Annotated in this window: 13 protein-coding genes; 2 read left to right on the top strand and 11 right to left on the bottom strand. The window is 63.0% G+C overall.

Annotated elements, in window-relative coordinates; genetic code table 11:
- Nucleotides 1-77: 77 nt before the first annotated feature.
- Both nadA and LMH63_RS03705 read right to left on the bottom strand, forming a co-directional pair.
- Nucleotides 78-1,097, bottom strand: coding sequence for a quinolinate synthase NadA (gene nadA, locus LMH63_RS03710; protein ID WP_109677386.1), 1,020 nt, complete (start codon nucleotides 1,095-1,097; stop codon nucleotides 78-80).
- A 104-nt stretch (nucleotides 1,098-1,201) separates the two neighbouring features.
- Nucleotides 1,202-2,215: an NUDIX hydrolase gene (locus LMH63_RS03705; RefSeq protein ID WP_109677449.1), complete on the bottom strand. Its 1,014-nt coding sequence runs from the start codon at nucleotides 2,213-2,215 to the stop codon at nucleotides 1,202-1,204.
- A 608-nt stretch (nucleotides 2,216-2,823) separates the two neighbouring features.
- Here LMH63_RS03705 and LMH63_RS03700 point away from each other — a divergent pair.
- Together LMH63_RS03700 and LMH63_RS03695 are read left to right on the top strand one after the other, a co-directional pair.
- Nucleotides 2,824-5,787 (top strand): P-loop NTPase, encoded by a 2,964-nt coding sequence (locus LMH63_RS03700; RefSeq protein ID WP_158280326.1) that lies wholly within the window; start codon nucleotides 2,824-2,826, stop codon nucleotides 5,785-5,787.
- Between the two features lie 110 nt (nucleotides 5,788-5,897).
- Nucleotides 5,898-6,128, top strand: coding sequence for a hypothetical protein (locus tag LMH63_RS03695; RefSeq protein WP_146205178.1), 231 nt, complete (start codon nucleotides 5,898-5,900; stop codon nucleotides 6,126-6,128).
- A gap of 906 nt (nucleotides 6,129-7,034) precedes the next feature.
- Here the strand turns inward: LMH63_RS03695 and LMH63_RS03690 are convergent.
- The 9 genes from LMH63_RS03690 to LMH63_RS03650 all read right to left on the bottom strand — a co-directional run bounded on the left by LMH63_RS03690 (nucleotide 7,035) and on the right by LMH63_RS03650 (nucleotide 22,327).
- Nucleotides 7,035-8,921, bottom strand: coding sequence for an AAA family ATPase (locus tag LMH63_RS03690; RefSeq protein ID WP_109677390.1), 1,887 nt, complete (start codon nucleotides 8,919-8,921; stop codon nucleotides 7,035-7,037).
- Nucleotides 8,914-9,384 carry a hypothetical protein gene (locus tag LMH63_RS03685; RefSeq protein ID WP_146205179.1) on the bottom strand — a complete coding sequence of 157 codons (471 nt, stop codon included), beginning with the start codon at nucleotides 9,382-9,384 and terminating at the stop codon, nucleotides 8,914-8,916. The genes LMH63_RS03690 and LMH63_RS03685 overlap by 8 nt, the downstream gene beginning before the upstream one ends.
- Complete coding sequence (locus LMH63_RS03680) at nucleotides 9,381-9,869, bottom strand: protein kinase (protein WP_146205180.1); 489 nt, start codon at nucleotides 9,867-9,869, stop codon at nucleotides 9,381-9,383. Before LMH63_RS03680 ends, LMH63_RS03685 begins: the two co-directional genes overlap by 4 nt.
- Nucleotides 9,853-11,865, bottom strand: a complete 2,013-nt coding sequence (locus tag LMH63_RS03675) for a hypothetical protein (RefSeq protein ID WP_199225612.1) — start codon at nucleotides 11,863-11,865, stop codon at nucleotides 9,853-9,855. Before LMH63_RS03675 ends, LMH63_RS03680 begins: the two co-directional genes overlap by 17 nt.
- Nucleotides 11,858-13,501 (bottom strand): tyrosine-type recombinase/integrase, encoded by a 1,644-nt coding sequence (locus LMH63_RS03670; RefSeq protein ID WP_199225613.1) that lies wholly within the window; start codon nucleotides 13,499-13,501, stop codon nucleotides 11,858-11,860. Before LMH63_RS03670 ends, LMH63_RS03675 begins: the two co-directional genes overlap by 8 nt.
- A complete protein-coding gene (locus LMH63_RS03665; protein ID WP_109677393.1) occupies nucleotides 13,498-14,739 on the bottom strand; it encodes a tyrosine-type recombinase/integrase in 1,242 nt (413 codons plus the stop codon). Before LMH63_RS03665 ends, LMH63_RS03670 begins: the two co-directional genes overlap by 4 nt.
- A gap of 232 nt (nucleotides 14,740-14,971) precedes the next feature.
- Nucleotides 14,972-15,421: a single-stranded DNA-binding protein gene (gene ssb, locus LMH63_RS03660; protein ID WP_109677395.1), complete on the bottom strand. Its 450-nt coding sequence runs from the start codon at nucleotides 15,419-15,421 to the stop codon at nucleotides 14,972-14,974.
- Nucleotides 15,422-15,822: 401 nt separating this feature from the next.
- A complete protein-coding gene (locus tag LMH63_RS03655; protein ID WP_158280327.1) occupies nucleotides 15,823-20,643 on the bottom strand; it encodes a chemotaxis protein CheB in 4,821 nt (1,606 codons plus the stop codon).
- Nucleotides 20,636-22,327: a SpoIIE family protein phosphatase gene (locus LMH63_RS03650; protein WP_109677399.1), complete on the bottom strand. Its 1,692-nt coding sequence runs from the start codon at nucleotides 22,325-22,327 to the stop codon at nucleotides 20,636-20,638. The genes LMH63_RS03655 and LMH63_RS03650 overlap by 8 nt, the downstream gene beginning before the upstream one ends.
- Nucleotides 22,328-22,329: the final 2 nt, after the last annotated feature.

Genomic DNA, 22,329 nt, shown 5'->3' with positions numbered 1-22,329 from the left:
GCGGGGTAGCAAGCGATATTGTGGCCGTGGCCGGCGCGGGGCGGGGCACAGGCAGAAGGTCCCAGCCAACCCCGTAGCTACACGACGGCCAGCATCCGCTCGACAGCCCGGCGGGCGCGGGCGGCCAGCGCCGGCGGGATCTCCACCGCCGGGGCCAGGGTCTCCAGCGCGCGACGGATCCCGGGCAGGGTGATGCGCTTCATGTGGGGGCAGAGGTTGCAGGGGCGCACGAACTCCACCTCCGGCACTCCCGCGGCAACGTTGTCGCTCATCGAGCATTCCGTCACCAGCAGCACCCGACGCGGGCGCCGCTCCTCCACGAAGCGGATCATCTGCGCGGTGGAGCCCACGTAGTCCGCGGCCGCCAGCACGTCCGGCGGGCACTCGGGATGGGCGATGACGGCGAGCTCGTCGAACTGCCGGCGGTAGGCCTCCAGCTCGGCCCCCGTGAAGCGCTCGTGCACCTCGCACTGCCCCTGCCAGGAGATGATCTCCACGTCGGTCTGCAGGGCGACATAGTGCGCGAGGTACTGGTCGGGCAGGAAGATCACCCGCCGGGCGCCCAGGGACTCCACCACCTGCACCGCGTTGCCCGAGGTGCAGCAGATGTCCGATTCCGCCTTCACCGCCGCCGAGGTGTTCACGTAGCTCACCACCGGGGCGTCCGGGTAGCGTTCGCGCAGGCGCCGGACGTCCTCGGCGCCGATTGACGAGGCCAGCGAGCAGCCCGCCCGGGGATCGGGAATGAGCACCCGCTTCTCCGGGCTCAGCAGCTTCGAGGTCTCCGCCATGAAGTGGACGCCGGCCTGTACGATGACATCCGCCTCCGTCGCCGCAGCCTGGCGCGCGAGGGCGAGCGAGTCGCCGACGATGTCGGCGACGCCGTGAAAGATCTCCGGCGTCTGGTAGTTGTGCGCCAGCACCACCGCGTTGCGCTCGCGCTTGAGGCGCTGGATCGCATCGATCTCGGCGGCATGCACGGGCCACTCGGGCTCCGGGATAACCCCCTTCACCCGTTCGTAGAGGTGTGCGGTGCGGGCGGCCACCTCGGGGGTGTAGGCCGGAGCACGCGGCGTGGCATCGAGACCGGATGGCATGGCGTCTCCTTATGCTCATAGCGAGCATTAAATGCGGTCGCCGTGACGTGCCCAGAGCACGCCGGACCGCTCTTATGCTAGCTTTGAGTATAAGGAAGTCAAGATCACACCCGGCTGGCGCGACGCGTCGCGGTGACGCGTACCCCCGGCGCCGGGCGCTCCAGGGTGACCTCGCGCCGGAAGCGCATCAGCCGTGCCGGCCGGCCGCCGGTGTCCGTGGCGACGCCGCCGGTCTCCTCCACCAGGCGCTCCTGGCTCACCCGGCGGCGGAAGTTCTGCTTGTGCAGGCGGGCGCCGGAAATGGCCTCGGCCGTCCGCTGCAGCTGCAGCAGGGTGAACGTTGGCGGCAGCAGCTCGAAGAGCACCGGGCGGTACTTGATCTTGCCGCGCAGGCGACCGATCGCCGTAGCCAGGATGCGTCGGTGATCGGCGGCCATGGGCCGCCCGGGCAGCGCCCCAAGCCAGGCCGGCGGGGACTGCCCGGCGTCGTACCAGGCCTCCGGCACCAGGCGCGCCGAGTACAGCAGCTCATAGCGCTCCAGTGCCCGCTCCTCGTCCCAGGCCATGCCGTCAGCCCCGAAGGCCAGCGACAGTCGCTCGCCGCGCTGGCGCCGCTCTCTCGGCGTATCCGCCGCGTCCCGCCACTGCTCGAGGGAGGCCAGCAGCTGCGCGCGGGCCTCGGGCACACCGGCGCGCCAGTCCTCCCAAGGCAGATAGGCATACCAGGGCTGCCAGGTCGCCTCCGGTACGGGCTCCGACTCCGAGGCCCGCACCAGCGCCAGGTAGGCCACCGAGATCGCCCGGCGGTCCGCATCGGCCTCGGCATTGGTGAGTTGGGCACGATTGCGGTCGCCAAAGGTATAGAGCTGCTCGATGTAGCCGAGCGAGAGGCGCGTCTGCTGCTCCACCCAAGCCCGCAGACCGGCCTGAAGGGTCCGGTGCTCGGGGCGCAGCGGCCCCCACGGGAGGGAGTCGCTGGCGACCGCGGCGAGCCGGCGCACCAGCACGCTGGGGTGCTCCGCATCCACGGTGACGACCACCGCCGTGAGGTCGACGGTGACCGGACTCTCCCCCGCGGGTACGGGCGGCAGGTCAGGCTCATGGCCTGGGGCACACATGCGGCCCACCAGGCAGATATTACCTAGTGTCCTGTAACACAGGTTCCTGTGTTACAGGACACTAGAACGGGAGTGGGGACCAAACCCCCCACGTCCACCTGGGTGGGTTAGTGCATCTTCCCGTTTTCCCGAACATTTCACCCATCCTCCGAAGCCGCCAACATGCCGTTTGACAGGTTAGCGAGCCACCGTGACACCACATACTCACTCTCTATCCGGCCGCGCTAGTCACCATTCCGCGTACTACGCATGTCCACGAGTAGTTCCCCTGGAGTCACCACTACCCCACCGTTCCGCTAACCCTTCTTTGCTGCACATCATCTTGGTAGCCACCGTCACCACGCTTCCCTCAAGCTACCTAAGGATGCATCCTAACGCTACGGGAACCAACTACATCGATAGATTTATACAGGTCGCCTGCGTGCGGCCCGATCTCCCCTCGACTCTATGGTGATGCAGTGACTCTCGAGCCCCACCTTCTAGCGGAACTTAAGCGCGGGACCGTCGCCCTTTTTTTAGGCGCCGGCGCTCTTCACGGGGCATCCTCTCCCTCTAGCACTCATTTTTCGTCCGGGAATGAACTAAAACGCGCTCTGTGCGACCAATTTTTGAGCCCAGAATACTACGAAGAACCGCTGCCTTACATCGCCGATCTAGCCACAAGTACGGCCGGCCTATACGAAGTCCAAGACTTCATCGCGGATCGCCTCGCCGGAATCCAACCCGCCACGTTTCATCACCTTTTACCCCAATTCCCTTGGCGAGCTCTATTTACAACAAACTATGATCAACTGATAGAGGACACTTATCGTTCGGCATCCCATGCGCTTCAGCAGTGCCATCCAATAATCTCTAATGACGATCCCCTCGATAAGGTTAACCGTGACAATCACCAGGTGCCGCTCGTCAAGCTGCACGGATGCATATCTCGCAAGCGCGACAAAAACCTACCCTTCATCTTAAGTGTTGACCAGTACAACGACTACGACACAAACCGTGACCGTTTATTCAAATTTCTATACGAAATCGGCTTCGAAAATACTTTCGTCTTTGTCGGTCACAGCCTCCAAGATCCGGACATCCGACATATCATTCAAAGAATCGACAAAAATATTCCAGAGGGGCGGCCTCGCTATTATCTTTTAAAGCCCAGAGTTACGCCGACTGAGCGTGATTTCTGGGCCACCAAACGAATTACCGCACTCGACCTCACTTTTGAAGATTTCCTCACTTGTCTCGACCAGAGTATCACCGGCAGTGAACGGACACTTACTCTCGCACGTCCCGCAACATCGCACCCAATTCAACGACGCTTCGTCACAGCGGTCCCCGTACGCGGCGACATGATGTCGTTCCTCACGAGCGACGTTGATCACATTTGCACCTCACTCGCCACCACCGATGGATCGCCCCGTTCTTTCTACAGCGGTGCAAATCAGGGTTGGTATCCTGTTTCCCAAGGCCTAGACGCCAACCGGACGCTCACCCGGAAATTACTGTCGGGCGTTATTACCATTGCGGATGCGGAACGCTCTAACCCGGTTGAACTCCACGTAATCCGTGGTGAAGCCGGCTCGGGAAAAACAGTTCTACTTCGCCGGCTGGCATGGGAGACCGGCACGACATATGACCGCTTAGCACTGTTCGTTAACGACCCCGCAACCCCAGCGTTCGATCATCTGCTCGAGTTGCACACTTTAACCCGAGAACGCATTTTTCTCTTCTGGGACAACGCATCCGACAACATCGCGCCACTTCTTAAAACCATTCGCCAAGCGAAGAAAAAACGGCTACCGATAACCATAATAACCTGTGAGCGATATTCTGAATGGAATACGCGGTGCCAAGACTTAGAATCTGTAGTATCCGCCAAGCATAACCTTGCCTACCTCGGTCCACACGAGATAGAGGCACTGGTAACGCTACTCGAGACTTATGATTGCCTGGGCCCCGCCTTACAAGGCCTGCCGCATGGAGAGATAGTCGATCGCTTTCACAACGCGTTTGACCGCCAGATATTGGTGGCTCTGCACGAGGTAACCATGGGCGAGTCGTTCGAAGACATTATCGAAGATGAGTACTCTTCACTGACGCCGGACTTAGCCAAACAACTCTACAGAACGATCTGCTGCCTGAATCGGCTCCGCGTGCCCGTGCGCGCCGGCTTGATTGCCCGCGTATTCGGCATCACGTTCACCGACTTTGCCGAGCGCTTTTTCAGACCGCTACAGAAAGTCGTCCTCACATCCCAACGAGAAGGCCGCGATGCCCAGTACGTTTCCCGTCATCCCGAGATTGCGGAGATCGTCTTCCAGCGAGCGTTCCAGACAGAAGAGGACCGCTATCACGAGTATGTCCGCATCTTACAGGCCTTAAATATCTCTTTTGCGTCTGACCGCCAATCGTTTCGAGGCATGGTGCGCGCAAAGAACCTAATGGAAATATTCAAGGATTACCAAAACGTCCGAAGCATCTACGACATCGCACTAACATCTATTGGCCGAGAGCCCTACCTCCTTCAGCAAATCGCCAACTTTGAGCGCCTGAGATCTAATGGCAGTCTCCAGACGGCATTGATATTACTTGAAGAGGCACGAGAAGGAGCCCCCCAAGACACATCTATCCTCCACAGTTTAGCCGTCGTCTGGCGCGACCGAGCCAATCGCGAAGAAACCGAAGAGAAAAGACAACAGTTCCGCCGCGAGGCTCGTGCGCTCTTGCAAGAGCTGATATTAACCGAAGGCCACACGCCATACATCGACACGGTGTTAGGCGAACTCGCGCTCGCGCACCTAAAGGATGTTCTAAATGACGAAGATAGCCCTGACCGGGTAATTGACGACGCCATCAGGGAGACGGAGAAGATATTGGGTGAGAGCAAGAAACGTTTCCCGACTGAAGACTCTCTGCTCAGGCTGGAATCGTCGCTGGCAAGTCTTATCTCCGACACAGAGAGGGCTATAAGGGCCCTTGAACAGGCGTTTAGCCAAGATAGTCATGACTCCTTCATCGCCTCGCGCCTCTCTAACATCTATTGGAATCGTGGGGACACCGAGCTTGCCAGGGCAACATTGAAGAAGGCGCTGGATGCAAGGCGCGCAGACCATAAACTGAACTTCGCATATGCCGAACTGCTCCGTCAGACTGGAACATCCACGTCTCAAGAGCTAATGTACTTCTACCGAAGGGCTTTCACTCCTGGCGACGACAATTTTCAAGCCCAGTTCTGGTTCGCGCGTTATTCAATAGAGGCGGGTGATGATCAAGGGGTCGACAAAGCTAGAGATATCTTTAACCGTCTTAGAGACGTTCCAATCCCGTTTGACACCCGCATAGCGGTCCGGGATTACTACGGAGGGTCTGTCGCGCCGAAGCGAGTCCGCGCCCGCCTCCAGCGCCGCGGACCATTCTTCGGATTTGCCGAAGTCGCGGAATTTCCCATCTCGGCATTTATTCATGAGAATGACTTATCTTCCGAGACGTGGGCGCTACTGGATCCAGGTGACGAGTTCACCTGTCACATCGGTTTTCGCTACACCGGGCTCGTTTGTTTGAACATAGAGCTGCTATGAGCACAGGGCGATAGCCTACGCGAGCCAATCACGTTCCATGCTGCCTTTTTGTGCACGCATGTATCATCTGTTCTCAGCACCGCTGCCACTTTAGCCGGGACAGCTCGCCCATGAATTATCGTTTCTCGTACCTTCTTGCTTTTAGTGCCACGCTTATTGGGTGTGTCATGGGTGACTTCCGGTCTGACGCAGACAAACTCCATGCTGCGGTCGAAGATGGCGATGCCAGCAGGGTGCAGGCAATTATTAACGAAGGGGTCAGCACCGATGCTCGGGACGCCGACGAGCTCCGTGACGCTTTAGAGGCCGCGGCAACGATACTCTCCGAACGTTACCTGTAAGACTATCTCGACGAGCGGGGGAGAACAGTCAGCCTTCGCGCGTTCGATCGGTACTGCCAGGACCGGATGCCAGACTTCCCCAGAAGTACTGCGGCTGGCGGCCGCCGATGCACTGATGCCACTAGGCGCGTGGTGGCGAACGAGGTCGCTGAGATGCGTGCAAACCAAGCCAAGGCGGAAGCGCACGGACAAAACGAGAGCGCCGTACGTCGCGAAATCGAGTTAGGCCAGCGCGAAATCACTACAGTGGGGAGGCAAGGATCCGATACTCCCCCGCGAAGGATCCGCAACTCCTATTTGCACCCCGCGTCAATGGCGGCGATGGCAAATATTACGAAATTCGCACCTACATCACGTACAATCGCGGCACCAGATATGTGTCGTGGTGGCCTGACCTGGATCCAACCATGCCGGACGCGGGCGCTATAGTACTCAACCCTGTTTACGTGGAAGACGACGTGCGCCTGAATACCGGCGTCTTGGTCATCGGCCGATACACCCGGAATGCCCCGCTTACATTGACAGACGGGCGCATAGAGATCGTGCCAGTCTTCGAAAACGCGTACATATTCCGTTGAACGGCCGGTTTGTGTGGGTACTTCATTCACTTTGACTGTATGCGGTAGCCCAGCAAATTGTTCCTGAACCAAAAGTAATTAGGGAGAGGCCAGCTTTGCATTGAAATATTGGGCTCGGTTCTGATTGCGGGTTGACTGCGCGCCACGATTGCACCCAGAGCTTCAATGTGTCGGGCTTCGGATGGGGAGTGGTGCGGACGGAGTATCTCCCGCCATCAATGTCTTTTTCATGCGCATCAACTTCTAATCAGATCTGAGCCATGTATGGGGTACAAATCCAAGAACTGCGTCAGTCCCTTCGCTTTTGTTTCTACTGTATTCGATCTGCCTACGTGTCAGCCGTGAAAAGCCCATCAGTCCGTTGTTCGTAACTTGGCTCGCGAGCGACTGCGTCTCGCAACGCACCTGCTTTCGGCACCACGACCACACACCGCCTTTTGCACCGACTTAAGGCCGTGTACACCATCGCTCGTTCGAGTAATCTTGAAGGCGGTAGCACAGCAATAACCGTTTCCCAGTCACTGCCTTGGGCACGGTGGACAGTTAAGGCGTAGGCCAATTCCAAACAAGTTTCGGCTTCGGCGAGGGAGACAGTGAGTACGTCCTCATCGGTTGCGACTTCGAGATAGGGTGTACTTCCTAAGCGAGGCTCCGCTACAAGCATGCGGCGGATCGTGCCCTGCAAACCATTTACCACCTCCTGGCCGGAGTCAAGCGTCTGGTTCGCCGTAAAAACCACGGGCGCCCCTCGGGTATATTCAGAGCCCCCGGTGAGATGATGATGGATGTGCGCGTTGAGTGCCTTGGCGCCAAGCGCGTAACGGGCTAACGGCGAGATCACCTGTGCCTCGCCCTCGTAGACGTCAAGCAGCCTCGCAATGATAGATCTGATCGTACGATCGTCCTTCCTCTCACAATGAAGCATATATACGCCATCCGCCTCGGGCGCACCCCAATCGAATGCGGGGACATTCGGCCACACGCCGTCGCGGATAGATTGAAGCTTCTCCGGAATCCCGGTCTCGGCAGCCTGGCGGTGCGTGACGGTGAGTTCCTGCGTCGGCAGGCTCCCGGCATGAATGAAGCTGTAGAGAAGCCTGCCCGGGCCGATGCTTGGCAATTGCGCCGCGTCGCCGCAAAGCACCAGGTGTGCATCTTCCGGCAGTTTTTTGATCAATTGACGAAACCCGAGCAGGTCGACCATGGAGAACTCGTCGATCACTACAACGGTGTTTCTGAAGTCTTCTGAGCTTCTTTGGTAGAGCGCACGCGCAAGTGTCATCGACTCACGCCCAGTACTCAGTGCCAGCTTTCGTACGGCCTTTGCGGCGAGCGCCAGGAGGACAGGCAACTTGCCGCGCGCTTCAGCCATTTCACAAATACTGCTCACAACCGTGGTCTTGCCGACCCCTGCCCCGCCGTAAAACACGCTGACGCGACTCCTGAGAGCGTTCATGGCGGCCTCCTTTTGCTCGGGGGTCAGCTCGACCTCTTTTCGCCTCTCTGCCGCCCTGAGAGCCTCTCTGAGCGCATCATTGCTCGGTGCATTATCGACCCTCTCACGCAGCCACCTCTCGACTAGGCGCTCTGCGAAATACGCCCCCGGCACCTGGTAGCCATCGCGCACAGAGATAAGCGCGCGCGTTTCAACGGCATACTCAATCGCCTGACGAGCAAGCGTCTGCGATCCCGCACGCGCATCACGCGCTCCGCTAAGCAGTGCCGCGGCGTCCTGCTCCAGAGCAATGCGCGGCACCCATGTAGACCCCCTGTCGTCGATCCAGGCGTAACACGCCGCTTCCGCGGCGCCCACAAGCCTCACAGGGTGATCCCAAGCGATGCCCAAACCCTTGGCGAGCCTGTCGACCGCTTTCCATCCCATCAGCGCCAACAGTCGATACGGATTCTCCTCGAGCCTCTCGATTGTCTCCGTTGGCCAAGCTTTATAGACGCTTCCTCCTAGGCCGGGATCAATCCCCTGCTTATCCAGCCACCGTGCAACCTCCCTCCGAGCCCGGACGATGGACCAACCCTGGACAATGACATCCGCCTTGCGCGCACCCACGGTGCGCAGAAGGGCGCCGACGTCTTGTCGCTCCAGAATCTCGTATAACTCGTCTCCATGCGTATCAATAAGGCGACTTACCGTTGCCCTCCCAACACCCGGGAAGGCATTGCCGGAAAGCAGTCGCGCCAAGTTCCCGTTCTCAGACATGTAGCGTTCTCAGACTGCTCTGGCAATGCTCCTCAAACACATCGCGCTGTCGTCTCATTTCCTCTTTTTCAGACTCCAACACCGCACACCGATCCCGATATCGCGCTGCCCGACGCTCAGCATTTTTGAGATCCGTTTCCAGTCGCTCGACCTTACGAGTGAGCCGGCGGATCTCAGCATTATCGCTAGCGCCTGACGTTGCGCGTACACCCGCAGCAGCTACTGTCGTCGCGGCTGCCGTCGCGTCCTTAACCGCTGCATCCATAGCTTCGACCAGTGGCTTGCATTTCGCACTTTGAAGCCGCTTGCGCTCAAAGCTTGGAAAGCCGCGCGCCTGTATCTCTCGCGCTAAACCAGACCTGCTTATCGCGCCCGCATACACCGGCCATCTCTCCATTGGCACCTCCTCGCGGTAACGCTCAAGCGCATCCGCATAGATGTCCCGCTTCCGCGTGCTTTTCATTTCTTCGGCTCCTCCCTCGCCCGTACCGGTGGAATCGGCCTGTCGAACATCTTGAGAATTCTGGCAGATTCACGCTCGCTCGGCACATCTCCCTCTGCCGGGCGATCCACCAGACTCATTTGCATCCCTTTTTGCCGGACATGGAACGCTATACGTTGCCAGCGTGCCTTCCAAAGCCTCTCCCTTCGCTCATGTTCCGCCACACGCTGTTTCAGGGCCTCGATTTCGCTCCGCAGCTGCGCCACCTCATCTGCCGTTGTCTGTCGCGCCACAGGCAGGCTACGCAGGGCCGCCTCTGCACACCTTTTGGCATGCTTGATATCTGTATGATCTGAAAGCGACTGACGCGTGAACCCATAGCGCTTCGTCAATGCATCCCATGTGAGTTTTTGCGCGATCTCGCCCCTCCCCCAGCGCTCAAGATCCCTAATTATGCGTTTTTTATCCGTGTCACTTATGCGCGCATACTTACTCTGCTTGGCCATCGGTGACCTCCTCGAGGTAGGCGTGAGGATCGAAGCGCTCCACGCCATTCTCCGCAAGTTGTCGTTCAAGCGTCTGCAGCTTCTTTTCGTTGTGCGCTATCCAATCAACACTCTTCTTGGGAAGCTTTCCGGCGGCATTCTTCTCGGCCGTCTCCTTTGCAATCTTGGTCATCGCCCACTTGTGCTTGATCTCTTCAATGCGTCCCGCGTCGCCTCTTACGTGAAGATAGTCACGACAATTAGCGAGGCACTCAAGGTGCCGTGGGCACGGAGACTGCGAGAAATTATGCACGCAGATGCCCGTACCCACGTCATGCACTGCCTTCACGCGGGCTTTTAGGTACGCGTCCCGCTTATCGACAGGTATATATTCAAGCTCCTCGACAATCGTCCCGCTCGCCCTACCGGCCTGAATTGCCGCACGCACCTCAAGGACGTTCTTCTCGCGGCTGGTATTCTGGTATGCTTTTGTATCCCGAGGGGTCTTGCGGAGAAACCACCGTGTCTGCAAAAGCTCCGGGAGGCCGCCTTCATCCAGTAACGTATTAATGGTATGTCGGAATTGGTGGGAGCGAATATTGTTGTTTGCTGACACGTTTGGCGCATACTGCTCCGCCATCTCCGGAAGGCTGCGCTCTACCCACTTCCGCATCATCTCATGCGAAATAGGCGTCGCCAGCCAAAAGGCGCGCTCCCCATGCCTCCCTCCAAGGTAAAGAAACTGGCAAAATAGTAGGTCGTCCAGAAAATATCGTTTCTGAAATTGGTCGATGTGGACAGGCTCAAGCATCCGCTCGGTGAACGCCTTCCGGCAATACGCCTCGACCCCGTGCCTGTCTGTAACCCATTTCTGGCCCCTCTTGTTGCGCTCCCCTTGCGGCGTGGCGAGGTTGCTGCGCCTGATCCAGCCGTTAGTGCTCAGCAACTGTCCTGGGAGGCCAAGCGCCGCGAGGTCGGCGTTACGGTAGCGGCGCTCTTTTGGCTCGTCCTCCAAGAACCGCAAATCTGGCCCTTGCTGCAAGCGCATCTGGGCAGCCACTTCCCTCGGCGGCGCACACACCACCTGCGCCTCTATCAGTGCCTCGGCTACCACGTCGACCGCTTCTGACATGCAGAACACCTGTCGGCTGGGCGTAAACACTTCGCCCACGCTCTGCTTCCGCCCGAACACCTCCACGTACCCCCGCCCCTCCTCATCCCGTTTCAGCGATTGAAGCGGCATAAGGGCAATTTCGCTGAACCGCCTCCCCAAACAGGCGAGCAGCGTAAGCATCAACACATATACCCGGCCCGGATGTTCCAGAGGAACCGTCCGATATAGCTCGCCAATCAGCTCATAGACTGAGCCATCAGCCATCTTTTCGGACCTTGTCTCCTCCTTGGCCTCGTTACTATCGAGCCGCTTAAAGCCCACCCCTCCCGTATTATCTGGCCGTCGCAGCCTCGCGTAGCGATAATCGAGCAGCACCTTCACGAGCTTGTTCTGATCCAAATGGGCCGCCAACTCGTTGACGCCCTTATGGAGGTTGTAGGCGCTGCCCGCCGTGTAGTGCTCGCGTATCAGATCGCAGGCACGGTCCAACACTCCCCTATTGATTGTCGCTACTCTCGGATCACCTTGGGCCGCCGCGTGAGCAACGTAGCTAGTCCCATGCACAAATGTTCTCAAGTTGACGATGTTTTGATTGTGACGGTGGAATCGTAGGACCGTCAGAGCCTTCGCCAACTCGCCCCACTCGCCTTCAAGAGGTTCTCCGCCGAGTTTCTTCGCATAGCAGAACGCAAGCGTCGGAGTTCTCACGTTTTTCCCCGACAACCGCGTTAACCTGCCCCCAGAAATAAGCCAAACTGCCTCATCCCATTCCGCGCCTGGCATCGCGGTTAAAACCTGCTTCGCTCGCGCCACCAGTGATTCGAGGTTCGCGGCGCAGCTGCGGTCCAGCTTAGAGAGGAAGGGCACAACATTCGGCTTCCTCTGCCCCCGCCCGTCAGCCATTGCGACGCCCCCCAGCAGTTTTTTCTGAACATGCGCTAATCACACTAGATACCGCCATGATTACGTCATCCAATTGGACTCCGAGGCGGGAGTTCTCATACCGCTGAAGGCGTGTCTTCCGGCTCGCCAGCAGGCATTCCTTTACATGTCCGTGGTCAGCGCTCTCGTAAGGTTGGAATTTGGGACATAGATAGCAGCTATATGGCGGATCCAGATTGCACAGTGCGGATTCACCGCAGACGCCAATCGCGATCTGGTCCCGAGGGTCTTCGTCATTGACATAGCTTAAGTGCTTGTCGGCGCGGTCGCCATTCACCGCGTCTGCGTCGGATTGAACAACACGGCCCTTGAAGAACCCAATCAGGTTCGCGAGGTGCGGCTCTGCAGCAGCATCAAGGTATTTGACCATCTCGCCCTTAAGATCGAAATAGATCTCGACATGCTGAGTGTCCGTGTGATCTAAAAACTCCGCGAGTTCACGCCGGCTTATGCCTTCCGCGACTAACGCGGTCGCCACGGTATAACGCAGCCGACGAGCCGTGATCACCATCGGTTCACCAGTCAACGGGGACACGAGCTCGTGTCGCTCAACAAAGCGCTGAAGCATCGCAGACATGGCGCTACTGTCCATCCGCAGCGCCGTATCGGCATTCCCAATGGGCACGACCGCACGCTGCGGCCGACGCCTGCGAAACAGGGGCCTTTCCACCTCGACCACCCCCTCGTCCGTTTGGACAACCGCCTGCGCCTGCTGATTAGCCTCCACCAGCGCTTGCACGTGCTTTGCCAAAGGCTCATCCAATGGCTCGACCTTGAAGTCACCGCGCGGATTTCGTTGCCGTTTCTTGATGCGCGGTATACGCAGCGTATAGAACGGATCTAATCCGGGCACCTCCTGCAGCTCTACGCTGAGGTCATCCTCATCCAGCCAAACAAGATTGGCTGGATTCCGACCGAAGGCTAGCGAAAGTGCCAGCGCCGCCTTTTGCTGCAGATGTTCCCACTGCTGGCTATTGTCGTCGTCCAGCACGCGGCGTAGCAGGGGAAGCTCATAGACACGATCAAGCGGCCCTGCCTCTGGGTCGTTAGCCCGCACCGCTTCACCTTTTGGATTTCCGGGTATTGGAATGCCGTCAAGCTCATTCGCATACGTCGGACAAAAGCCCACTTCCGGAATATTGTCCGCACACCAGATGTACCAACGCACAGGCCGATACATCGCCCACAGCCGCCGATTCTCTCGAGCCTCCACAACGATAGTTTGCATCAGGTCCCTTAGCCGTTCCCTGAGCTCCGGCGGTTCAATATTCGGCGTGATTCCGAACTCTTGCTGTCGCGAAAGCACATTCAGGCCGACATCACGATAGCTATTAAATCCCTCCATCGATGACACAGACTGGGTATACTGCAACACAAATCGCATGAGTGCCCACTTCAGTAGGTCATTTTGAGCCCGCTCAAAGTGTAGTGTCTTTGCCCCTGTTGGAAGATAAACTCTCCACTGGTCGCCGGCCGTATTGAGGGCGTGACCCTCTCGAGTGACGACTCTATCGGGGATATCCATCCAACCGTGATGTGCGATCAGGTGCTGGAGTGTGCCGGGCCCTGTGCCGCGCTGGCCGTTGCTAATACTCAAAACGGAACATCCTTGAACGATTCACTCAGTGAGTTCTGATAACGGAGCAACTGACTGGACGCTTGCTTAGCAACCTCGTTGCGAAGATATTCATCCTGCGATGCCTCGCTGGCGTCTCCGCGTAATAGGGCTACTTGGCGACGCACCTGCTCTTCTGTAAGGCCCGCCGCTTTCAGATCGGTAAACACGTTTTGTGAAAAGGTGTGACGCAGAGCATGGGGCGAAAGATGGCTTGGTAAATTATCCGAGTGAGCATCCCGGATGCGCCTGTATATCTTGTCGACTTGCGATAGTGATATTGGCCGCCCGCTGCGTGCGAGCATTAGATAGTCGGTATCGTTTCCCGACCGCGCAAGCAATACGTCGCGCCACTCAGTAATATACTCATCAATAGGGCGTGCCCAATAAGGGGCTATCGGGAGCACCCTGGACAAGCGCTTTACTTGGGGGCGGGGCTGGCGGGCGTCATGCGGATCAGGCGGTCGCCTGATCACGTTAACCTGTGGAATCGCTGATCCTGTGACTACATCGTCGACTCGCAGAGACAGAAGCTCACCGCGCCGGAGCCCGCAGAACAGCATCAGGACGGTCATCACGTAGTTTCGATGGCGGAGGGCTTGGGAAACTTCGTAAGACTCCGAAGATGCTTCCGTCTTGCGCGACATTCTTTTTCCGTAGCTATCGTACCCCTTCTTTGAGGGATCGAGACATCTCAGGAGGTAGTCCCTTTCATCTGTCTCAAGCCCCTTGGCGGTGCGTTTTGCTGGCTCGGGCGACATTCGACCACTTGAGAACCAGCTCAGCATCATATCGAGGTTAGCTTGTATCCGATCGTACTTATTGTCATCGGTGGGAAGATGAGAGAGGCAAGTATAAAACATCGATTTCAAAAAGTCGGCGATGGTATCGAGCCGCTTATTGTACGTATCCGGTGCGACCGAGAGTCTGTGGACGGAGCGGCGGTTGCGGGCGCGCCGCAAATACTCCAAGAGGCTGCCTCGGATTTCTGCCTCGGTGAACCCTTTCCCGCTGCTAATCCGCTCCCAGAGGTCGAACTGCTGACGCTCAAGCCAACCGAAGAGGGGAATGAGTTCCGACAGGTTACGGGTAAGAGTATTAGCTGCCCGATCACGTCGCGTGAGCAGCCATTCATTGGCGCTGGGCACGGGGAGCCCATCCGCGTCCACCAAGAGAGGCAACTGCTCGCCGTTCTCCAGTGTGATGATCTCGACCCTCATACTCCCAAGCACCCCGGCCCATAAGCTCACGCGCAATATAGGCGGGGTTCCGCAACCTGACAACTTCAAATTGGAAGTCTTACGCCAAGCTGCGCTAAAGGGATGTGGAGTACACGCCGTCCTCCAGCTTTACACCGGAGGACGGGCAGAAGGTCGCAATAAACACCGGATTTCTCAGGTTAAATGGTGTATTCGACCCACTTGTAACCTGCCAGATGAAATTTGGGCTTCTTTAGAACGGGATGTCGTCGTCGAAGTCGTCCGCCGGGCCGGCCTGGGGCTCGGGCTCGGCCGGCTGGCGGCTCGCCTGGCCGCCGCTGCGGGGCGCCCCGCCGCCCATCTCGCCGCGGCCATCGAGCATCTGCATGTCATTGACCACCACCTCGGTGGTGTAGCGGTCCTGGCCGTCCTGGCCCTGCCACTTGCGGGTCTGCAGCCGGCCCTCGATATAGACCTTGGAGCCCTTCTTCAGGTACTCGCCAGCGACTTCGGCGACGCGCCCGAAGAACACCAGCCGGTGCCATTCCGTACGCTCCTGCTGCTCGCCGGTCTGCCGGTCCCGCCACTGGTCCGTGGTGGCCAGCCGGGCGTTGGTCACGGCACTGCCCGCCGGCGAGTAGCGCACCTCCGGGTCCGCGCCCAGATTGCCGATGAGGATGACCTTGTTTACGCCGCGCGCCATGCTCCGCCTCCGCTTGGTGGGTCTGCCGTCCCTGGAAAGGCCATCATGCTACCGCGTTTGCCGGGGCCGGAAAACGCACTTGGCGATCCCTGGGCGTTGCGGCCTTGCGCAGCCGCGGCCTGTTTACCGCATCACCGCCGTGCCGGGTCGGTCTGGGGCAGACGCCCCCGGGACACGCCGTGAATACGTCCCTGTAGGCTGCACGGCGGCATCCCTGCCGCCGAGCGTCCCGGGGGCGTCCGCCCCAGACCGACCTATCTAGCCGGATTGCCCCCAGCCGCGACGAGGGGGGATGCCCGAATGGTGTCGCCGTCGGTAGAAGCTTGCCGTCACCCTGCCCCGCGTGGAACTGAAAGATCAGCACCCAAGCACGGAGCGCTCACACATATCGGGGGCAACGTTCAGCCCGCCGCCTTGCCGCACGAGCCCAGCAGGTCGGCCAGCAGCCGCTCCAGCTCGCGGAACTGGAAGGGCTTGCCCAGGAAACCGTCGAAGCCTGCCCTGTGGGTCGCTTCCTCGCGGTCCTCGCGGACGTCCGCAGTGACCGCGAGCACAGGGATATCCCGGGTGGCGGCGTCGGCGCGCAGCTGGCGCAGGACTTCCCAGCCGCTCGCGCCGGGAAGATGCAGGTCGAGGAGAATCGCATCCGGCCCCTGCTCGCGGGCCTCGCGCAGACCTTCCGCGCCGTCCGCCGCCTCCACCAGCGTGACCGCCGGGCGGCTATGCGCCCACTGCCGCAGCAGCGCGCGGTTGGCGGGCTGATCCTCGATGCATAGCAGCCGGCAGGGAGGCAGGCGTGCCTCGGCCAGTATCGGCGCGGAGCCCGCGTCCTCGGGCAGCAGCGCCGTGACCGAGACAAGCCAGGCGGTGAAGGTGCTGCCCTCCCCGGGCACGCTTTCCATGGAGAGCTCGCCACCCATGCCCTCCAGCAGGCGCCGCGCGACCACCAGACCAATACCCGTGCCCTCGATGGCCTCGCGGTCCCGGCCGAGGCGGTCGAAGGGCTCGAACACCCGCCACTGGTCCTCCGGTGCAATGCCCTCGCCGGTGTCGGTGACGGCGACGCCGACGCGCCCCGGCTCTTCGCGCAGGGTGACCGCAAGCCGGCCGCCCCGCCGGTTGTACTTGACCGCATTGGAGAGGAGGTTCAGCAGTACCTGCTGCAGCCGCGTCGGGTCCGCCTGCACCCGCAGGCCGGCCGGCGCCTCGGCGATGTCCAGCGTCAGCGCAGCCTCCTCGGCGGCGGGGCGGATCATCTGCACACTCTCGGTCAGCGCCTCGGCGAGGCTCACCGGCACCAGGCTCAGGGCAAGACGCCCGGACTCGATGCGCGCCAGATCCAGGATCTCGCTCACCAGTCGCAGCAGATGGTCGCCGGCCTGGCGGATATGCTCCACGGACTCGCGCTGCGCCTCGGCGAGGGGCGCCTCCCGATCCTCCTCGAGCAGCAGCTCGGAGAAGCCGAGCACCGCGTTCAGGGGCGTGCGCAGCTCGTGGCTCATGCTGGAGAGGAACTGGCTCTTCGCGCGACTCGCCGCCTCCGCGGTACGGCGGGCCTCGGCCATGGCGGTCTCGATCTCGCGCTCCAGGGTGACGTCCGCCACCAGCCCGAGCACCCGCGGACCCTCCCGGTCGTCCCGGTCGATGCGTGCCTGCAGCCGCAGCCAGCGCTGACCCCCGCCGCTGGCGATCACCTGCAGGCGCTCGTCGATCTCCTCGCCGGTATCCAGTGCCTCGTGCAGGCGCTGCTCCAGCACCCGACGCGGCGAGCTGCCGAGACGCCCCAGCAGCGCCGGCAGCGGTCGCGCCTCGCTGCCCGAGAGCCCGAAGAGCTCCCAGAACCTTGGCGAGCCGGTCACCCGATCCGGCCCCGGCTGCCATTCGAAATTGCCCACGCCGGCGAACTCCAGCGCCTTGCGCTGGCGCTCGCGGCTGCGGGCGAGCGACTCGCGGGCGTGGATCTCGGCGGTGATGTCGTTCTGGATGCCCACGTAATGGGTCACCCGGCCGCTGTCGTCCCTTACCGGCGACAGGCTCACCTCGTTCCAGAACGGCGCGCCGTCACGACGGTAGTTGAGGATGCGCACCTCGCAGGACTGGCCGGCGGCAATGGCCTCGCGCAGCCGGGCCCGATGGTCCGGATCGGTCTCGGCGCCCTGCAGGAAGCGGCAGTTGCGGCCGAGAATCTCGCTGCGCGGGTAGCCGGTCATGCGCTCGAAGCTGTGGTTGACGTAGCTCAGCGGCTGGTCCGGCTGGCGGCAGTCGACCACGCTGATGCCGAAGCTCGCCGCCTCCAGCGCTGCCGCCTGCAGCCGGATGCGCGCCTCGTTGCGCCGGCGCTGGGTGATCTCCACGCCCAGGGCGCAGACCCATTCCGCGCCACCCTCGCCCGCACTCACCGGGAAGGCCTCGAAGAGAAAGTGCCGCTCGCCCGCCGGCGTGGCGAGCTCGCGCTCTGCCACCGTGCGCCCGGCACGGACCTCGGCATCCAGCGCGTCCAGCGCGGCGGCAGTCTCGCCATCAAGGCCGGGCGGCGGCTGCTCGCTCTCCGGTGGCGGCGCCTCGGCGCCAAAGGCCTGGCTGAAGGCCTCGTTGACGTAGACGTAGCGCCGCCAGCGGTCGCGCAGCACCACCGCCACCGAGGCCTGGCGCAGGATGCTGGCGAGGCGCTGCTCGCTCTCCTGGCGACTCGCCTCCGCGGCGCGCAGCGCCGTGACCTCGACCAGCGTCACGATCACGCCCGCGATGGACTGGCGCGCATCCAGGTACGGCAGCAGGCGCAGGCGCCAGATACGCGCCTCGCGGTTACGACGCTGGCGTCCGCGCACCTCGCGCTCCACCGGCTCACCGCTCGCCAGCACGCGCTGCAGATCGCGCCGGAAATGCGGCAGGTTAACCGCCCGCGGGATGCCGGTCAGGTCACTGCCGGTGGGGTCGTCAGACCAGTGGAAAACCTCCTCGGCAGCCGGGTTCCAGAGCATCACCCGCAGCCCGCGGTCCACCACCACGAGCGCATCGGCGAGGCTGTTGCGGACGTTGTCCAGGGCCTGCCACGCGGATTCGAGCTCGGCGCTCTTCTGATTGAGCTCCTCGTTGACGGTGGTGAGCTCTTCGTTGGTGGCCTGCAGCTCCTCGTTGGAGGTCTGCAGCTCTTCGTTGGCGGACTGGAGCTCCTCGTTCGCCGACTGCAGCTCCTCATTGGTGGACTGGAGCTCCTCGGTAGTGACCTCGTACTCGCCCTTGACCGTCTCCAGCGCGCCCCGGGTGTCGGCAAGCTCGTACTCGAGGGTGCTGATGGTGCTGCCGCCACCCTCGGCGTCCGGTGGGTCCGCCGCCACCGCCGGCGTATCCGCGGACTCGAAGAACACCAGCACGTGCCCGCCGCCAGCCTCGCCGCAGGGCGTTGCGACCAGCCGCACGTTCTCGCCGCCGGCCCCCGCCTCGGCAATAACGCGGCTCACCTCGCGCTCGCCGGTCCGCCGCGCGCGGGTCGCCACCATCACGAACTCCGTGCGCAGCGCCGGGCGCAGCAGCTCGCGGGCGCCGAACGACGGCTGCCCCTCGGGCAGACTCACAAAAGGCGAGCTGTCGCCGAGGAAGTGCAGGATGCGCAGGCCGTCGTCCACCAGCAGCCCCGGCGGTGCATAGGTGTGGGCGGCGGCCCGCAGGACGGACTGCTCCAGGGGTGCGGCCCGCGGCGCCTGGCGGTGGACGCCCGCTGCCGCTGCCGGCGCCGTCTCGCCGCCGGGGCCAAGGGTACTACCCGCTTCCAGCGGCCCGGCGAGCGCCCCGCCGCGACAGCGATAGAGGCGGGCGCGATCGTCAACGGACTCGAACAGGTCCGGCACCGGCGGCGTCTCCGCGCGGCCGAGGAAGAGCAGCCCCCCCTCCCGCAGGGCGTAGTGAAAGCGGCGGCAGGCCCGACGCTTGGCCTCCTCGCTGAAGTAGATCAGTAGGTTGCGGCAGGAGATGAGGTCGATGCGGTGAAAGGGCGGGTCCGCCAGCAGGTCGTGGCGGGCGAAGGTGATGAGGTCGCGGATGTCCCGGCGCACGCGCCGCGCGCCGCCGCGCCACTCGAAGCAGCGCGCCACCAGCTCCTCGGAGAGCTCTGCCAGCGCCGAGTCCGGATACAGCCCGCCGCGGGCGCGGGTCACCGCCTCGCCGTCGAGATCGGTGGCGAAGATGCGCAGGCGCTGTGCCTGGGCGGTACCGCCCATGAGCTCCACGGCCAGGAAGGCGATGGAATAGGCCTCCTCGCCGGTGGCGCAGCCCGGCACCCAGATGCGCAGCGGCTGGCCGTCGCCGCGCTCGCGCAGCGAAGCAGCCAGCGCCGTGCGCAGGGCCTCGAAGGCCTGGGCATCGCGGAAGAAGCGGGTCACGCTGATCAGCACCTCGCGGCCCAGCGCCCGGGCCTCGGCCTCGGAGCGCTGCAGTCGCGTCAGGTAGTCCTTCAGGTCGCGGCTCTCGGTGGCGGCGAGCCGCCGGTGCAGGCGCCGGCGCAGGGTGCTCGGCTTGTACGCCGAGAGGTCCATGCCGGTGCGGCTCTGGACGACCCGCAGAACCTGACCGAGGGGGCCGTCTTCCGCGTCCGGATCCAGCTCGCTGCCCGGCGGCATCGCCTGGAGCCGCTGGATGAAACGCGCAATCCGCGCCGGCGCGCCGACCCGGTCGGCGCAGCCGGTGCCGAGCGCCGAGCGCGGCATGCCATCGTACTTGGCCGACTCCGGATCCTGCACGAATACCGCCCCGCCGGCGGCCTTGATGGCGCGCACACCGGCGGAGCCGTCGGAACCGGTACCGGAGAGGATCACCGCCACCGCATGCTCGTGGCACTCGCGGGCGAGGCTGTCCAGGAAGCGGTCGATGGAGGGTTTCGGGGTCGGGGCCCGGGGCGCCTCCGCGAGGCGCAGCCGCCCGGCCTCCAGGGTGATATGGCGGTTGGCGGGGGTAATGTAGACGTGGCCGCCGGCAGGCGCCCCGCCGTCCTCGGCGGTCTGCACGCGCAGGCGGGTCTCGCGTGCGAGCAGCTGCCCGAGCAGCGTCTCGTGATCCGGCGAGAGGTGCTGGACCACGACGAAGGCAAGATCGTGCGCGGGCTCCACTGCCGCCAGCAGCGCCTTGAGCGCCTCCAGCCCGCCGGCGGAGGCGCCCAGGGCGACGACCCAGAGCGCGTCGCCGGGCGGTTGCAGCACTGGGACCAGCGCCCGATGGTCGTCACTCAACCGATTTTGCTCCCTCCCCGCCGGCACTGCCGCCCAGGCGGGCCCGAACGCGCCGGCCGCCGGCGCTGAAGGCGAGGTCCCCGCTCAACTGCGAGGCGAGACGCAGGCCGCGCCCGTGGGCGTGGGTCTGCCCGGTATCCTGGGCCTTGGCGAGGGCCTCGGCATAGTCGAAGCCTGGCCCGCTCTGGGCGACTTCCACGACCACCCCGGGGGCCTCGCCGCCACTGGCGCCGTGCAGGGTGAGCGTTACCCGGCCCACACCCTCGCCGGCCTGGAGCCGTGCCGCCCGCTCCTTATGATAGCGCTCGAGGCCCTCGGGATCATCGCGATGGGCCGCCTCCAGGCCGAGCAGGCCGTAGTCGACGGCGTTCTGGAACAGCTCCCCCGCCACGACGGCAGTGTCCTGGGCCAGCGCTCCCTCGCCGAGGAAGCGCTGCAGCAGGTCGTTCAGCGGCGGCAGGGGATTGCCGCCGGCGAGTGACTCCGCGTCCACCGTCAGCGCCAGGCGCCAGCGCCCGCCCGCCGGCTCGCCGCCGGCGCCGGCCAGGGCCCCCGCCTCCTCCCGCGGCAGCTCGGCCAGCTCGTCGACGCGGATCTCCACCAGCAGGGTGTCGTCCGCGGGCGGTGACGTCGCCGCCTCGAGGTGTGCCCGCGCCGCCCGGAATCCCTGTCCGGCCAGCGCCTCTGCCGCCTCCAGACCGCCCTCGGTCTCGCCGATAAGGCCGTCGGAGAAGGCCACCAGACGCTCGCCCGGCGCCAGCGCCCGCGTCTGCTCCGGCAACGGGCCGCGCCCGAGGGCGATACCGAGGGGTGGCCGGCTCGCCTCGAAGCGGTATTTCACACGGCCGTCGGGTGCGCACAGCAGCACCGGCGGCAGCCCCGCATTCCAGACCCGCACCCGGTCACGCCCGGCGCTGACCTCGATCAGCGCCGCCGCCAGGAACATCTGCGGCGGCAGCACCTCGGAGAGCTGGTCGTCGAGGGCGCCAAGGATCGCCGCGGGGCTGTCGCCACGGCTCAGACGGCGGCGGAAGTCGGCCGCCACCGGCAGGATGCCGAGGGCGGCCGGCACGCCGTGGCCGGTAAAGTCCCCCACCAGGCAGACGTGGGTGCCGCGTGGCGTGACCCCGGCGAGCAGGACATCGCCGCCGATCTCGCCCATGGGCCGCTGCCAGGCGCTGAAGCCGGCGGGCAGGCTGGCGCTGCTGTCGGTGACCGCCGCCAGCATGGCGGCGGCGAGCCGGTGCTCCTCCCGCCGCTCCGCCTCGCGCACGAGCAGCGCATCGCGCTGGGCCTCGATGGTTCGCTGCTGCTCGGCGAGCCGCAGCCAGGCGTGGACCTTGGCGAGCAGCGTGGCGCGACGGATCGGCTTGACCACGAAGTCGTCGCCACCGCACTCGACACAGGCCGCGAGGTCGCGGTCGTCGGTGAGCGCGGTGACGAACAGCACCGGCACCAGCCCCTGGCTCGCCGCCTTCAGCCGGCGGGTGGTCTCGTAGCCGTCGAGGCCGGGCATGCGCACGTCCATGAGCACCAGATCGAAGGGCTCCCGGGCGAAGGCCGCCAGCGCCGCCTCGCCGTCCTCGGCGAGAGTCACCCGCCAGCCCGACGCGGTGAGCAGACGCTCCAGCAGGCGCCGGTTGGGCGCCTCGTCGTCCACCACGAGCAGATGCGCGTCGAGCAAGG

Source organism: Spiribacter halobius (genome assembly GCF_020883455.1).
Taxonomy (GTDB): domain Bacteria; phylum Pseudomonadota; class Gammaproteobacteria; order Nitrococcales; family Nitrococcaceae; genus Sediminicurvatus; species Sediminicurvatus halobius.
Note: the sequence above shows the minus strand (reverse complement) of the source record. Positions and strands in the feature narration are given on the sequence as shown.